The organism is Streptomyces sp. NPDC059255 (genome assembly GCF_042752355.1).
In the GTDB taxonomy this organism is placed as follows: Bacteria; Actinomycetota; Actinomycetes; order Streptomycetales; family Streptomycetaceae; genus Streptomyces.
This window is the reverse complement of sequence record NZ_JBHYZP010000018.1, coordinates 105,478-118,113: the sequence shown is the minus strand read 5'-3', so window position 1 is coordinate 118,113 and position 12,636 is coordinate 105,478. Positions and strand designations below refer to the sequence as shown.

Here is a 12,636-nt window from a genome sequence, read left to right as displayed (position 1 = left end):
ACCCCCAAGACGCAATACGCGTTGTGTTTGGTTCTGGTGGGCTGGTTTTTGTTTATAAGACCCGGGGGGGCACTCCCCCCGCCGGGCCGCGGGGCCCCGGAGCGCGTGCCATGCGCTCCGGGGCCGCTGGGCATCCTGCCCCGGCACCGATGCCCAGGGGCAGTCCCGGTAGGCAGAAGACAGGGAACGAAGCTATGAGACAGGTCACGCGCAAGGGCCTGATCACCGTGGCGGCGGCGGGCGGCGTGCTCGCGCTCGGCGGTGGCTACGCGCAGGCGGACGCGGGGGCCGGCGGCACTGCCGCCAATTCCCCGGGCGTGCTGTCGGGGAACAACGTCCAGGTTCCGGTGCATGTGCCGGTCAACGTCTGCGGCAACACCGTGGATGTTGTCGGGGTGCTCAATCCGGCCTTCGGCAACCACTGCGGCAATTTCTCGGGCAAACCGTCCGGCGGCCACGGCGGCGGGCACGACGGCGGGGGCGCGCACGCGGGCACCGGCGGATCACACCCCGGGGGCCCCCACACCGGGTCCGGCGGCTCGCACGCCGGAGGCGGCGCGGTCAACTCTCCCGGGGTCGGCTCGGGCAACTCCGTCGAGGTGCCGGTCGACGTCCCCGTGAACGTGTGCGGGAACAGCGTCGACCTGGTCGGGGTGCTCAACCCGGCCTTCGGCAACAACTGCGGCAACGGCCCCGTGCCCACCCCGCCGGGTCCCGCCGAGCACCCCGAGGAGCCGGGCACACCGGTCACCCCGGGCACGCCCGGAACGCCTGGAACGCCGGGTACACCTGGTACGCCGGGCAACCCGGGCACGCCCGGCAACCCGGGTAACCCGGGTAACCCGGGCACGCCCGGTACGCCGGGCAACCCGACCGGGGTACGGGCGATCTCCGTCAACCCGGGGACGCACGGGACGGAACCGGGGGCCGAGCAGGCCGACGGCACCGACGTCCTCGCGTCGACCGGTGCCGGCGGGCTCGGGATCGCACTCCCGGCGGGCGCCGGGCTGCTGCTCGCGGGCACGATCCTCTACCGCCGGGCCCGCTCCGCCGCGTAGTCACGCGGCAGGGCCCGGGTCAGGGCAAGCCGGGGCGGGCCTCGCAGCAGCGGGGCCCGCTCCGTCGCGTTCACCAGGTGGCGCGAACCTGACGGATGATGCGCCGGCGCAGCCGCACCCTGCGGCTGCCGTCCCGGTGCAGGCTCAGTCGGTCCAGTTCCCAGTGCCCGTACTCGGCATGATCGGTGAGCAGACGGGCCGCATCCTTGCGGGAGACCCCCCGCGGCACGTACACGTCGACAAATTCGTATTCCGGCATCGCATCTATTGTGCGGGCAGAGCCCCGGTACGGATAGCGTCTGCACTATGTCTGATGCTGCGCAGCCCACCGCTGCCGAGGTACGCGCCGCCGCCGAGGCGGTGAAGGTCGCCCTGGACCGCCACCTCGCGGCGGTCGAACATCGCACGGGTGAGGATGACCCGGCCGTCTCCGAAGCGTTCAACGCCCTCGCCGTGGCGGCCGAGGTCTACGACGAGCGGCTCTACCACCGGTACGACGAGGTCACCCCGTTCGAGATCCCGGACCCGGACGACTCCCTGCCCCCGTACAACGGCCCCGAGGAGCCGAACGCCCTCAGTGTGCTGATCCGGCGCGACTACGCGGTGGTGGAGCCGCAGCGGCTGCTCGCACAGGCACAGCGCATCGCCGACGCCGAGGGCGACACCGGCACCGGAGGGGTCGTGGGCAGCAGTGTGCACGCGGCGCTCGGGGTGCTCTTCGGCGAGTACGAACCCGACGAGATCGCCTCCCGGCACAAGGAGTTCGGCCTGGAGGAGGGTGATTCCACCCTGTGGGTGTCGGCCGCGGACGATCTCCCGGAGCCGGGGGAGTGGCTCTCCGCCCCCTTCGACCAGGCCGACCCCCAGCAGGTGGTCTGCCGCTTCGACGTCAGTGCGGTCTTCGACGAGGACGACCTGGACGCGGACCTGGACGACCTGGAGGAACAGGACGCCTGAGCCGCCGGCCCCCGGCCCGCTGCCGTCCCCTCCGACCGCCGCCCCTGCCACCGCACGGCGGCAGGGGCGGCGGCGCGGGCGGCGCGGGCAGCGGGAAGGCCAGGGCGCCGGGCGGTGGCACCGAAGGGCGTCAGCCCGGCTGTGACGCCGGCGCCAGGAGCGTTTCCAGCTGGCCGCGCAGCCGGGTGGTGCGGTCCTGGGAGGGGATGTCCGACACCGCCCTCTGGAGCGCCTGGTCGACACCGTGGACCACGGAGAGATGACGGTCCCCGCGGCTGAAGGCCGTGTAGACCCAGGGGCGGCTCAGTCCCGGCGCCGCGTCGCCGGGGAGCACCACGACCACCGCGGGCCAGCGCATCCCCGCCGCCTGGTGCGCGGTGAGCGCCCAGCCGTGGCGGACCGCGTGCTCCACCCGGTCCCTGGGCACGACGACCGCGGTCCCCCCGCACTCCAGCCGCAGCCCCTCGGCGTCGGCGGAGACCACCGCGCCCTGGAGCGTCCTGCCGGGGGAGGGGACGTACGCGACGCGGTCTCCCGGGTCGAAGCCGCCGAACCGGCCGGGGCCCGGGTTGAGTCGCTCCTTGAGCGCCGCGTTCAGCGCGCGGGTGCCCGCCGAGCCGCCGTGGCCCACCGTGATCACCTGGGTCTGCCCCGCCTCCGTGCCGAAGGCGCGCGGCACGGATTCCGCGACGAGCTGGACCGTACGGTGCACCGCCTCGCCCGCGTCCCGCACGGGCACGATCACGACCTCCTTGCCGGGCGCCGCCACCTGGTTCAGCTCGCCGATGCCGATCCCCGAGACCAGCTCGCCGATCGGTCCCGGATCAGGCGTACGGGAGCTGATCCGGGGGCACACCCCGGCCGCCAGGAGATCGGCGAAGACCCGGCCCGCGCCGGCCGACCCGAGCACGCCCGGATCACCGCTGAGCACCAGCCGCCCGCCGTCCGCCAGCGACTCCACCAGCATCGCGGCCGTCTCCACGTCGAGCTGCGGCGCGTCGAGAACCACCAGGAGATCGAGCGCGAACAGCCCCTCCGTGTCCCGCCCCGGGCCCTCCGCACCGGCGAGCAGCCCGGCCACCGTGACCGCGTCGCTGCCCGCGGCGTCGTCGGCCCCGAGCCGGTCCCGGCCGTTCTCGCTGTGGACCGCGACCACCGCGCGCACCCCGAGCGCACGGGCCGCCCCGGCCAGCGCGAGCGGCTCGGCGCGCGCCGCCTCCCCGCCCGAGTGGAGGACCAGCCCATGTCCCGCCACCGCGCGGATCAGCTCGGCCGCCGACGGCGACGGGGCGCCCGCCGCGGCCTCCTCCCACGAGGCGGGCACCGCGGTCTTCACCAGCCTGGCGAGCCCGTCGGCGAGGCTCTCCTCGGCCAGCGCGTACCGGTCGAGCCCCAGAAGCACGGGGGCGGACTCCGCGACCGGCTCCCCGCCGTCCCCGGCCCCGCGCTCCGCCGCCTCCTCGGATTCCTCGGATTCCAGGGATTCCGCGGAGGCGGCGGAGCTCATGGTCCCGTCCACGCCCTCCTGGAACTCCAGCACCACGGACTCCTCCACCGCGTGCCGTACCGCCCCCTCCGGATCGGGCACGGAGTGCCCGGCGAGCGCGCTCACCACCGCCGACGCCTCCAGCGCGGTGTGGCCCTGGAGCGCGGCCCGCTCCAGCAGCCACCCCACCAGCGCGGTGGCCCGGCGCCCGTCACCGGGGCCGCAGTCGGACCCCAGGAGCGCCCGCGCGAATCCGTCGGCCTGCTCCGGCCGCATCCCGGGCACGGCGAGCAACTGCCAGGGGTTCTCCCGCAGCAGCGCGGGTGCCTGCTCCCCGAGCGCCTCGGCGACCTGTCCCGCGAGCGTCTCCGGCGCGCCGCCCGCCACGAGCACCGCCCGCACGGCGGACACGGTCTCCGGAGCCGCGGACCGCGCCTCCACGGGCCGGGGCCCGGCCGGAGGCCGCTGCGGCTGTGCCGCCGCCGTGGCCCGGTCCCGGTCGGGAGAGGGAGAGGGGGCGGGGGCCGCGGGACGGAGCAGCGCCGGGTCGACCGGCTCGCCGCTCTCCATGGCCCGTACGGCCGCGAGCAGGTCGGCGGCCTGCCCGCTCAGCTTCGCCCCCGCGGCGATGGGCCCGGCCTTCTGCGCCTTCCGCTGCTCGATCCGCTCCCGCAGCTCCCGCTGGGCGGCCAGCTCGGCCTGTGCCTCGGAGAGCTCGGGCGCCTCCCCGGCGGTGCCGGTCCCGGTCGCGGCGTCGGCCCCCGTACCGTCCTCGGCGGCCTCGCCCTCGGGGGGCGTGGCGCCCTCGGCGGCAGCGGCGTCGGCCATGGGCCCGGCCTCCTCGGCGGCGGGGTCGCGCTCCGTACTCACAGCGTGCTCCAGTCCTGGTCGGGATAGCGGTGCACGGGCGCCGACACGTCGTCGAGCGCCTGGCAGATCTCGTCAGGAAGACTAAGGCTCTCCACTGACAGAGCCGCCGTGAGCTGGTGCGCGTTGCGCGCGCCGATGATCGGCGCCACCACGCCGGGACGGTCCCTCACCCACGCCAGCGCCACCTCCAGCGTCGTCGTCGCGAGCCCTTCCGCGGCCGTCGCGACCGCGTCCACGATCCGGCTCGCCGCCTCGTCGAGATAGGGCTCGACGAACGGCGCCATCTGCTCGGAGGCGCCCCGCGAATCGCCCGGCGTGCCGTACCGGTACTTGCCCGTGAGCACCCCGCGGCCGAGCGGCGACGAGGGCAGCAGCCCCACCCCCAGGTCGACCGCGGCGGGCAGCACCTCGCGCTCCACGCCGCGCTGGAGCAGCGAGTACTCCATCTGGGTGCTGGCCAGCCTGGTCCGCGTCGTGGGCGAGGCGATCTGCCAGGTGGCGGCCTTGGCGAGCTGCCAGCCGCAGAAGTTGGACACCCCCGCGTACCGCGCGCGGCCCGTGCTGACGGCGATGTCCAGCGCGTGCAGGGTCTCCTCCAGCGGGGTGTCGCTGTCGAAGGCGTGGATCTGCCAGAGGTCCACGTAGTCCGTGCCGAGCCGCTCCAGCGACGCGTCCAGCGCGGTGAGCAGATGCCCCCGCGAGCCGTCGAAGCGGCGGTACGGATCGGGCACGCTGCCGGCCTTCGTCGCGATGATCAGATCCCGGCGCGGCACCAGCCGCTCGACGAGCTGCCCCAGCAGATACTCGGCCTCCCCGCCGCCGTACACGTCCGCCGTGTCGATCAGCGTCCCGCCCGCCTCCCAGAAGACCTTCAACTGATCGGCGGCGTCATGCTCGTCGGTGTCCCGGCCCCAGGTCAGGGTGCCGAGCCCGATCCGGGACACACGCAGGCCGGTACGGCCGAGATGCCTCTGCTCCATGCGGCTTGAGATTACTGGCCATGGCCCCACGCGGAGAGAGCCTGTGGACAACCCGCCCCCTGACGGATCCCCGTGTGGCGCGCTAGAGTCCCCGGCACAGGGACGTTACTCATCGGTAGTCAAGGAGTGGTCATGCGGCTCGGCATCAACCTCGGGTACTGGGGCGCGGGGATGGACGGCGACAACCTCGCGGTCGCGCAGGAGGCCGACCGGCTCGGCTACGACGTCTGCTGGGCCGCCGAGGCGTACGGATCCGACGCCCCGACCGTGCTGAGCTGGGTCGCCGCGCAGACGGAGTCCATCGACGTCGGCTCCGCCATCCTCCAGATCCCCGCGCGGCAGCCCGCGATGACCGCCATGACGGCGGCCACCCTCGACTCCCTCTCCGGGGGCCGGTTCCGGCTCGGCCTCGGCGTGTCGGGGCCGCAGGTCTCCGAGGGCTGGTACGGCGTCACCTTCGACAAGCCGCTCGCCCGCACCCGGGAGTACGTCGAGATCGTCCGCAGGGCCATGACCCGCGAACGGCTGGTGTACGAGGGCGAGCACTGGACGCTGCCGCTGCCCGGCGGCCCCGGCAAGCCCCTCAAGCTGACCGTCCACCCGGAGCGTGAGCACATCCCGCTCTACATCGCCGCGATCGGCCCCAAGAACCTGGAGCAGACCGGCGAGATCGCCGACGGCGCGCTGCTGATCTTCCCCTCAGCCGAGCACCTGGAGGACACGGCGATCCGCCCGCTCCGGGCGGGCCGCGAGAAGGCCGGTCTCACCATGGACGGCTTCGACGTCTGCCCCACCGTGCCCATCGCGGTCGGCGACGACGTCGGCGCTCTGGCCGACACCTTCCGCCCGTACACCGCCCTGTACGTGGGCGGCATGGGCAGCAGGAAGCAGAACTTCTACAACCAACTCGCCCGGCGCATGGGGTACGAGAAGGCGGCCGCCGAGATCCAGGAGAAGTACCTCTCCGGCGACAAGGACGGCGCGGCGGCGTCCGTACCGCACGAGCTGATCGACTCGACCACACTGCTCGGCCGCGTCGAGCGGATCGCCGACCGGATGAGCGCCTACGCCGCCGCGGGCGTCACCACGCTGACCCTCGCGCCGGCCGGCTTCACCCTCGACGAGCGGATCACGGCGCTGCGGGTCGGCTCCGAGGCCCTGGAGCGCGCCGGTCTCGTCTCGTAGACCCGTACGGCGGACGCGCGACCGCGGGGCAGGTCCGCGGCCGTGGTGGGGGCTCGGGGGTCCTCCCCGCCACGGCCGTCGCCTACTACAACGCCGCCACGCGTACGCGGTTACGCGCCGGGCGCGTCGTCCCGCTCCTCCTTTCGGCTCAGCCGAGTGCCGCTGCTGTTGCCGCGTGCCGTCCGCGCCCGTTGACTCGTAGCGCGGACGACTGCAAGGAGGTGGCGGTGATGCTCTCGGCCCGAAGCCTGTTCCAGGAGATCCTGGACGACGACCGATCCTTCCGGCTGTTCTGTTCCATCGCGGCCAGCGGCGAGGCCCAGGGCGGCTGGGAGAACGGCCGGATCGCCGCCCTGGTGCCCGAGTCCCTGCGGTACCTCGCCCCGAAGATCACCCGCCACGGCGCCGACGAGGACAAACACGGGAGGATCTTCCGCGCCCTCCTGCGTAAGCGCGGCCTCGAACCGGCCGAGGTCCCGCCCGAGGCCGACTACACCATGCTCCTGGAGCGGCGCGGCATCGGACTCACCCACACGAAACTGCGCCGCGACGAGACGCTGACCGAGGACGACATCCTCGTGTACCTCGCCCACAGCCGGATCACCGAACAGCGGGCCGCGGACCAGATGGAGATGCTGGTCAGGTACTTCGGCGACCACCCCGAGGTCGGCAAGGCGATCAGGATGATCAGCGCCGACGAGGACAACCATCTCGCCTACTGCCACGAGGAACTGCTCCTGCTGGCCCGGCGGGGCCACGGCCGCACCGTCCAGCACGCCCTGCGCGAGTGCGCCCTGGCGGAGATCCAGGTCTACCGCGAGGTGAGCCTCGCGGTGATGGACCGGATGGGACGGCTGCTCGGCTGGCCGGCGCCGAAGGCCGCGCTGCTCGCGGCGGGCATCCACGCCGTGTACGGGTACGAACGGCTCGCCGGCTGGCACCGGATGGTCGGACTCACGATGCCCGAGCGCCGGGATCCGCTGGGCGGCCCCGCGCCCCCCGCGCCCGCCCTCTGAGCGGCTCACGGACCCGTACGGCCCCCGCGGTCCCGTACCGGCCGGGTGTTGCCCGCCCCCGTACGACGCGCGCCCTCGCGGGCGCCGCCTCAGAGCCAGCCGCGCCGCTTGAACTGCCGGTGCAGCCCGAACACCACCACCGCCATCAGGGCGATCACGGTGGGGTAGGCCCACACGTACGTCAGCTCGGGCATGTGCCGGAAGTTCATGCCGTAGATGCCTGCGACCATCGTCGGTACGGCCGCCATCGCCGCCCACGCCGAGATCTTCCGCATGTCGTCGTTCTGCCGTACGCCCATCTGCGCGAGATGCGCGGACAGGATGTCGGTGAGCAGCCGGTCCAACCCCTCCACCTGCTCGTTGACATGCAGCAGATGGTCGTTGACGTCCCGGAAGAACGGCTGCGCGTGCTCGTGCACGAACGGCACGCCGGCGCCCGCCAGCCGCGCCATGGGGAGCGCCAGCGGCCCGGTGGCCCGGCGGAACTCCAGGACCTGCCGCTTGAAGTCGTAGATCCGCGCCGCGGTCGGCGTCGAGGAGCCCGCGTCCGGGGAGAAGACCTCCGCCTCCAGCTCCTCCAGGTCGAGCTGGAGTTCGTCGGCGACCTCGACGTAGTGGTCGACGATCGCGTCGCTCACCGCGTACAGCACCGAGGTGGGGCCGTGTCCGAGGACCTCCGGCTCGGCTTCGAGCCGCCGGCGTACGGCCGTCAGTGGAGCGCCCTCGCCGTGCCGGACGGTCACCACGAAGGAGTCGCCTATGAAGACCATCAGTTCACCGGTGGAGACGGTGTCCCCCCGTGGCTCGTAGACCACCGGCTTGAGCACCACGAAGAGCGAGTCGTCGTAGACCTCCAGCTTGGGGCGCTGATGGGCGTGGAGCGCGTCCTCCACGGCCAGCGGGTGCAGCCCGAACTCGCTGCTCACGAGCGCGAACTCGTGCTCCGTGGCCTCGTGCAGCCCGAGCCAGAGGAACGCGTCCCCTTCGGCGCGCGCCGCGGCGAGGGCGTCGGAGAAGTCGGCGGGCCCGTCGGTGCGGCGCCCGCCGCGGTAAATGGCGCAGTCCACGATCACGGCGGGCATTCTTCCCTTTCCCGGCGCCGGACGCATCCCCCGGCCGTCCCCGGGCCCGGTGCGCACTCCTGCCGAGCGCCTACCCTTGCGGGCATGGCCACGTTGATCCTCGTACGTCATGGGCGGTCCACCGCCAACACCGCGGGGCTGCTCGCCGGCTGGACGCCCGGTATCGCCCTGGACGAGCGGGGCGCCGCGCAGGCCGCCGCGCTGCCCGGGCGGCTCGCGGACATCCCGCTCGCCGCCGTCGTCAGCAGCCCGCTGCAACGGTGCCGGGAGACGCTCCAGCCGCTGCTGGACTCCCGTCCCGGGCTCGCCGTCCAGACCGACGACCGGATCGGCGAGTGCCATTACGGCGACTGGTCGGGGCGCAAACTGGCCGAACTGGCCGACGAGCCGCTGATGAAGGTCGTGCAGCAGCACCCTTCGGCCGCCGTGTTCCCCGGCGGCGAGTCGATGGCCGCGATGCAGGCGCGCGCCGTCGAGGCGGTCCGCGAGTGGAACGCGCGGATCGAGGAGCAGCACGGCGAGGACGCCGTCGTTCTGATGTGCTCGCACGGGGACATCATCAAGGCGCTCGTCGCGGACGCCCTCGGGATGCACCTCGACCTCTTCCAGCGGATCCATGTGGACCCGTGCTCGCTCACCGCCGTCCGCTACACGCGGCTGCGCCCGTTCGTGCTGCGCCTCGGCGACACCGGCGATCTCGCCGGACTGGCGCCGCGCGAGAGCGCCGGCGGCGGCGACGGCGTCGTGGGGGGCGGCGCGGGAGCACCGTGATCGCTCCGCGCAGTAGGGTGGACGCGCCGTCCGCGTGACCGGGCGGCCAGCCCGGACCTCCGGTCCGCTCCATGCCTTTTCGCACGACCTTTCCGATGTTTTACGACGATTTCCAAGGGAGACAGGACGTGTCCCGTCAGGTGTTCCTCTACGACCCGCCGGACCGCTTCGTGGCCGGTACGGTCGGGCTGCCTGGGCGCCGTACGTTCTTCCTCCAGGCGTCCGCCGCGGGGCGTGTGACCAGCGTCGCCCTGGAGAAGACGCAGGTGGCCGCGCTCGCCGAGCGGATCGACGAACTGCTGGACGAGGTGGTCCGCCGTACCGGCGGCAACGCCCCCGTGCCGGCCATGGCGCCCTCGGAGATCACCGACTCCGCCCCGCTCGACGCCCCCGTCGAGGAGGAGTTCCGGGTCGGCACGATGGCGCTGGCCTGGGACGGTGACGAACAGCGCATGATCGTCGAGGCCCAGGCGCTCGTCGAGCTGGACGCCGACACCGACGAGGATCTGGCCGAGGCCGAGGAGCGGCTGCTCCAGGACGAGGAGAACGGCCCGCCGATGCTCCGGGTGCGCCTCTCCGGGGCCCAGGCCAGGGCCTTCGCCAAGCGCGCCCTGGACGTGGTCAACGCGGGCCGGCCGCCGTGTCCGCTGTGCAGCCTGCCGCTCGACCCGGAAGGACACGTATGCCCGCGCCAGAACGGATACCGGCGGGGCGCGTGACCACGCCCACGGCCGGTCCGGCCGCCCAGGGACCGGCCGACGGAGTCCGGACCGACGCGGGTCAGGCCGACGCGGGCCGGACAGATGCGGGCCGGACCGACGTCAAGGAACTGATCACCCACGGCGAGCTGACCGTGCGCGGCCGGATCCGCGAGGCGTCCAACGCCGTGCTGTACTGCTCCGTCTCCTACGACGGGCGGACGGCGCACTGCGTCTACAAGCCCGTCGCGGGGGAGCGGCCCCTGTGGGACTTCCCCGACGGGACGCTCGCGCAGCGCGAGGTGGCGGCGTACGAGGTCTCCGAGGCGACCGGGTGGGGGCTCGTCCCGCCCACGGTGCTGCGCGAGGGACCGTACGGCGAGGGCATGTGCCAGCTGTGGATCGAGCCGGCGGAGGCCGCCGCGAGCGCGGGGAACGCCGGTGACGACGGTGAGGACGCCGCCCCGGGCGGTGACGCGGGCGGCGCCGATGACGACGCCCCCGCGGTGACCCCGCTGCTCGCCCTCGTCGAGGACGACGAGCCCGGGGACGGCTGGAAGGCCGTCGGGTTCGCCGAGGTGGGCGAGGGCAGGACCGCCCTGCTGGTACACGCCGACGACGCACGGCTGCGGCGCCTCGCCGTGCTCGACGCGGTCATCAACAACGGCGACCGCAAGGGCGGCCATCTGCTGCCCGCGCCCGGCGGCCGGCTCTACGCCATCGACCACGGCGTCACCTTCAACGTCGACGACAAACTGCGCACCCTGCTGTGGGGCTGGGCCGGTGAGCCGCTGACCGAGGAGGCGCTCGACGTGCTGGCCCGGCTGGAGGACGCCCTCGCGGACGGCGCGCCCCTCGCCACCCGACTGGCCGAACTCATCACCCCGGCCGAGACCGACGCCGTACGCTCCCGGGTCCGTGACCTCCGCCACACGGGCCGTCACCCCGAGCCGTCGGGGCAGTGGCCCGCGATCCCCTGGCCGCCCGTGTGACACCGGGGAGGGTTCCCCGGGAGGGCCCGCGCCCGTCCCCGTGGAGCACCCGAGGACGGATCGCGCAAGAGCGCCCAACCGGCCAATGGCGCGTATCCGGTTCGTATCCGGAAGTTCCGTCCGGTTAGGCTCATGACATGCATGCCTGGCCCGCTTCCGAGGTCCCCGCCCTGCCTGGCAAGGGCCGCGACCTCAGGATCCATGACACGTCGACCGCCGGCCGAGTGACCCTCGACCCCGGTCCCGTCGCCCGTATCTACGTCTGCGGCATCACGCCGTACGACGCGACCCACATCGGTCACGCGGCGACCTACAACGCGTTCGACCTCGTGCAGCGCGTGTGGCTCGACACGAAGCGGCAGGTCCACTACGTCCAGAACGTGACCGATGTCGACGATCCGCTGCTGGAGCGGGCGCAGCGCGACGGAGAGGACTGGGTCGGGCTCGCGGAGCGCGAGACGGCGCTTTTCCGCGAGGACATGACCGCCCTGCGGATGCTGCCGCCCCAGCACTACATCGGCGCCGTCGAGGCGATACCCGGCATCGTGCCGCTGGTGGAACGGCTGCGCGACGCCGGTGCCGCGTACGAACTCGAAGGCGACGTCTACTTCTCCGTGGCGGCCGATCCGCACTTCGGAGAGGTCTCCCGGCTGGACGCCGAGGCGATGCGGCTGCTTTCGGCCGAGCGCGGCGGCGACCCGGACCGGCCGGGCAAGAAGAACCCCCTCGACCCGATCCTCTGGCTGGCGGCCCGCCCCGGCGAGCCGAGCTGGGACGGCGGCTCGCTGGGCCGCGGCCGGCCCGGCTGGCACATCGAGTGCGTGGCCATCGCCCTCGACCACCTCGGCATGGGCTTCGACGTCCAGGGCGGCGGCAGCGATCTCGCCTTCCCGCACCACGAGATGGGCGCCTCGCACGCGCAGGCCCTCACCGGTGAGCACCCGTTCGCCCGGGCCTATGTGCACGCGGGCATGGTCGCCCTCGACGGCGAGAAGATGTCCAAGTCCAAGGGGAACCTGGTCTTCGTCTCGGCGCTGCGCCGCGACGGCGTGGACCCGGCGGCGATCCGGCTCGCGCTGCTCGCGCACCACTACCGCTCCGACTGGGAGTGGACGGACCAGGTCCTCCAGGACGCCGTGGACCGCCTGGCGCGCTGGCGGGCCGCGGTGTCGCGGCCCGACGGACCGTCGGCGGAGACGCTGGTCGAGGAGGTCCGCGAGGCGCTCTCCGACGACCTCGACGCCCCCGCGGCGCTCGCGGCCGTCGACCGCTGGGCGGCGCTCCAGGACAGCACGGGCGGCCCGGACGAGGGGGCGCCCGGCGTGGTGTCCCGTACGGTCGACGCGCTCCTCGGTGTCGCGCTCTGACACGGCGCACTGACATCTGACACGGCGTACGGAAGCCCTACGCAGTCTTGAGGGAAAGAGGGAGGGGCGGGGGCGGGGGGGGGCCCCCCCCCCCGGGCCACCCCCCGCCCCAGGGGGGGGTCACACGGCCCCGCCCAAACCACGACGCGGAAAAGAAGAAGAACCCCCCGCCCG

Annotated in this window: 12 protein-coding genes; 8 read left to right on the top strand and 4 right to left on the bottom strand. The window is 73.6% G+C overall.

Annotated elements, in window-relative coordinates:
- Positions 1–194 precede the first annotated feature (194 nt).
- Positions 195–1,058, top strand: coding sequence for a chaplin (locus ACFXKG_RS21830; protein ID WP_384841417.1), 864 nt, complete (start codon positions 195–197; stop codon positions 1,056–1,058).
- A 70-nt stretch (positions 1,059–1,128) separates the two neighbouring features.
- Here the strand turns inward: ACFXKG_RS21830 and ACFXKG_RS21825 are convergent, their stop codons facing one another.
- Entirely contained in the window at positions 1,129–1,317 is a 189-nt protein-coding gene (locus ACFXKG_RS21825; protein WP_114625034.1) for a DUF5703 family protein, read from the bottom strand.
- Between the two features lie 47 nt (positions 1,318–1,364).
- Here ACFXKG_RS21825 and ACFXKG_RS21820 point away from each other — a divergent pair, with 47 nt between their 5' ends.
- Positions 1,365–2,015 (top strand): hypothetical protein, encoded by a 651-nt coding sequence (locus ACFXKG_RS21820; RefSeq protein ID WP_384841414.1) that lies wholly within the window; start codon positions 1,365–1,367, stop codon positions 2,013–2,015.
- Positions 2,016–2,145: 130 nt separating this feature from the next.
- On the opposite strand, the gene ACFXKG_RS21815 is transcribed toward ACFXKG_RS21820, so the two are convergent.
- Both ACFXKG_RS21815 and ACFXKG_RS21810 read right to left on the bottom strand, forming a co-directional pair.
- Positions 2,146–4,329, bottom strand: a complete 2,184-nt coding sequence (locus ACFXKG_RS21815; RefSeq protein ID WP_384841566.1) for a helix-hairpin-helix domain-containing protein — start codon at positions 4,327–4,329, stop codon at positions 2,146–2,148.
- A gap of 38 nt (positions 4,330–4,367) precedes the next feature.
- Complete coding sequence (locus ACFXKG_RS21810) at positions 4,368–5,351, bottom strand: aldo/keto reductase (RefSeq protein WP_382887013.1); 984 nt, start codon at positions 5,349–5,351, stop codon at positions 4,368–4,370.
- A gap of 132 nt (positions 5,352–5,483) precedes the next feature.
- On the opposite strand from ACFXKG_RS21810, the gene ACFXKG_RS21805 reads away from it, so the two are divergent.
- Together ACFXKG_RS21805 and ACFXKG_RS21800 are read left to right on the top strand one after the other, a co-directional pair.
- A complete protein-coding gene (locus ACFXKG_RS21805; protein ID WP_384841411.1) occupies positions 5,484–6,536 on the top strand; it encodes an LLM class F420-dependent oxidoreductase in 1,053 nt (350 codons plus the stop codon).
- Between the two features lie 230 nt (positions 6,537–6,766).
- Positions 6,767–7,552: a ferritin-like domain-containing protein gene (locus ACFXKG_RS21800; protein WP_384841408.1), complete on the top strand. Its 786-nt coding sequence runs from the start codon at positions 6,767–6,769 to the stop codon at positions 7,550–7,552.
- A gap of 89 nt (positions 7,553–7,641) precedes the next feature.
- Here the strand turns inward: ACFXKG_RS21800 and ACFXKG_RS21795 are convergent, their stop codons facing one another.
- On the bottom strand, positions 7,642–8,634 hold the full coding sequence (locus ACFXKG_RS21795; RefSeq protein WP_384841405.1) for a magnesium and cobalt transport protein CorA: 993 nt from the start codon (positions 8,632–8,634) through the stop codon (positions 7,642–7,644).
- Positions 8,635–8,718: 84 nt separating this feature from the next.
- Here ACFXKG_RS21795 and ACFXKG_RS21790 point away from each other — a divergent pair, with 84 nt between their 5' ends.
- From ACFXKG_RS21790 to mshC, 4 genes are all read left to right on the top strand, one after another.
- Positions 8,719–9,405 (top strand): histidine phosphatase family protein, encoded by a 687-nt coding sequence (locus ACFXKG_RS21790; RefSeq protein WP_384841402.1) that lies wholly within the window; start codon positions 8,719–8,721, stop codon positions 9,403–9,405.
- A 128-nt stretch (positions 9,406–9,533) separates the two neighbouring features.
- Complete coding sequence (locus ACFXKG_RS21785) at positions 9,534–10,124, top strand: DUF3090 domain-containing protein (RefSeq protein ID WP_365810225.1); 591 nt, start codon at positions 9,534–9,536, stop codon at positions 10,122–10,124.
- Positions 10,088–11,095 (top strand): SCO1664 family protein, encoded by a 1,008-nt coding sequence (locus ACFXKG_RS21780; RefSeq protein WP_384841399.1) that lies wholly within the window; start codon positions 10,088–10,090, stop codon positions 11,093–11,095. The genes ACFXKG_RS21785 and ACFXKG_RS21780 overlap by 37 nt, the downstream gene beginning before the upstream one ends.
- Positions 11,096–11,232: 137 nt before the next feature.
- Entirely contained in the window at positions 11,233–12,462 is a 1,230-nt protein-coding gene (gene mshC, locus ACFXKG_RS21775) for a cysteine--1-D-myo-inosityl 2-amino-2-deoxy-alpha-D-glucopyranoside ligase (RefSeq protein WP_384841395.1), read from the top strand.
- Positions 12,463–12,636 lie beyond the last annotated feature (174 nt).

Bases quoted from the DNA above. Each gene is read 5' to 3' on its own strand.
- ACFXKG_RS21830 (WP_384841417.1), top strand. From the start codon at position 195: ATGAGACAGGTCACGCGCAAGGGCCTGATCACCGTGGCGGCGGCGGGC.
- ACFXKG_RS21825 (WP_114625034.1), bottom strand. From the start codon at position 1,317: ATGCCGGAATACGAATTTGTCGACGTGTACGTGCCGCGGGGGGTCTCC.
- ACFXKG_RS21820 (WP_384841414.1), top strand. From the start codon at position 1,365: ATGTCTGATGCTGCGCAGCCCACCGCTGCCGAGGTACGCGCCGCCGCC.
- ACFXKG_RS21815 (WP_384841566.1), bottom strand. From the start codon at position 4,329: ATGGCCGACGCCGCTGCCGCCGAGGGCGCCACGCCCCCCGAGGGCGAG.
- ACFXKG_RS21810 (WP_382887013.1), bottom strand. From the start codon at position 5,351: ATGGAGCAGAGGCATCTCGGCCGTACCGGCCTGCGTGTGTCCCGGATC.
- ACFXKG_RS21805 (WP_384841411.1), top strand. From the start codon at position 5,484: ATGCGGCTCGGCATCAACCTCGGGTACTGGGGCGCGGGGATGGACGGC.
- ACFXKG_RS21800 (WP_384841408.1), top strand. From the start codon at position 6,767: ATGCTCTCGGCCCGAAGCCTGTTCCAGGAGATCCTGGACGACGACCGA.
- ACFXKG_RS21795 (WP_384841405.1), bottom strand. From the start codon at position 8,634: ATGCCCGCCGTGATCGTGGACTGCGCCATTTACCGCGGCGGGCGCCGC.
- ACFXKG_RS21790 (WP_384841402.1), top strand. From the start codon at position 8,719: ATGGCCACGTTGATCCTCGTACGTCATGGGCGGTCCACCGCCAACACC.
- ACFXKG_RS21780 (WP_384841399.1), top strand. From the start codon at position 10,088: ATGCCCGCGCCAGAACGGATACCGGCGGGGCGCGTGACCACGCCCACG.
- mshC (WP_384841395.1), top strand. From the start codon at position 11,233: ATGCATGCCTGGCCCGCTTCCGAGGTCCCCGCCCTGCCTGGCAAGGGC.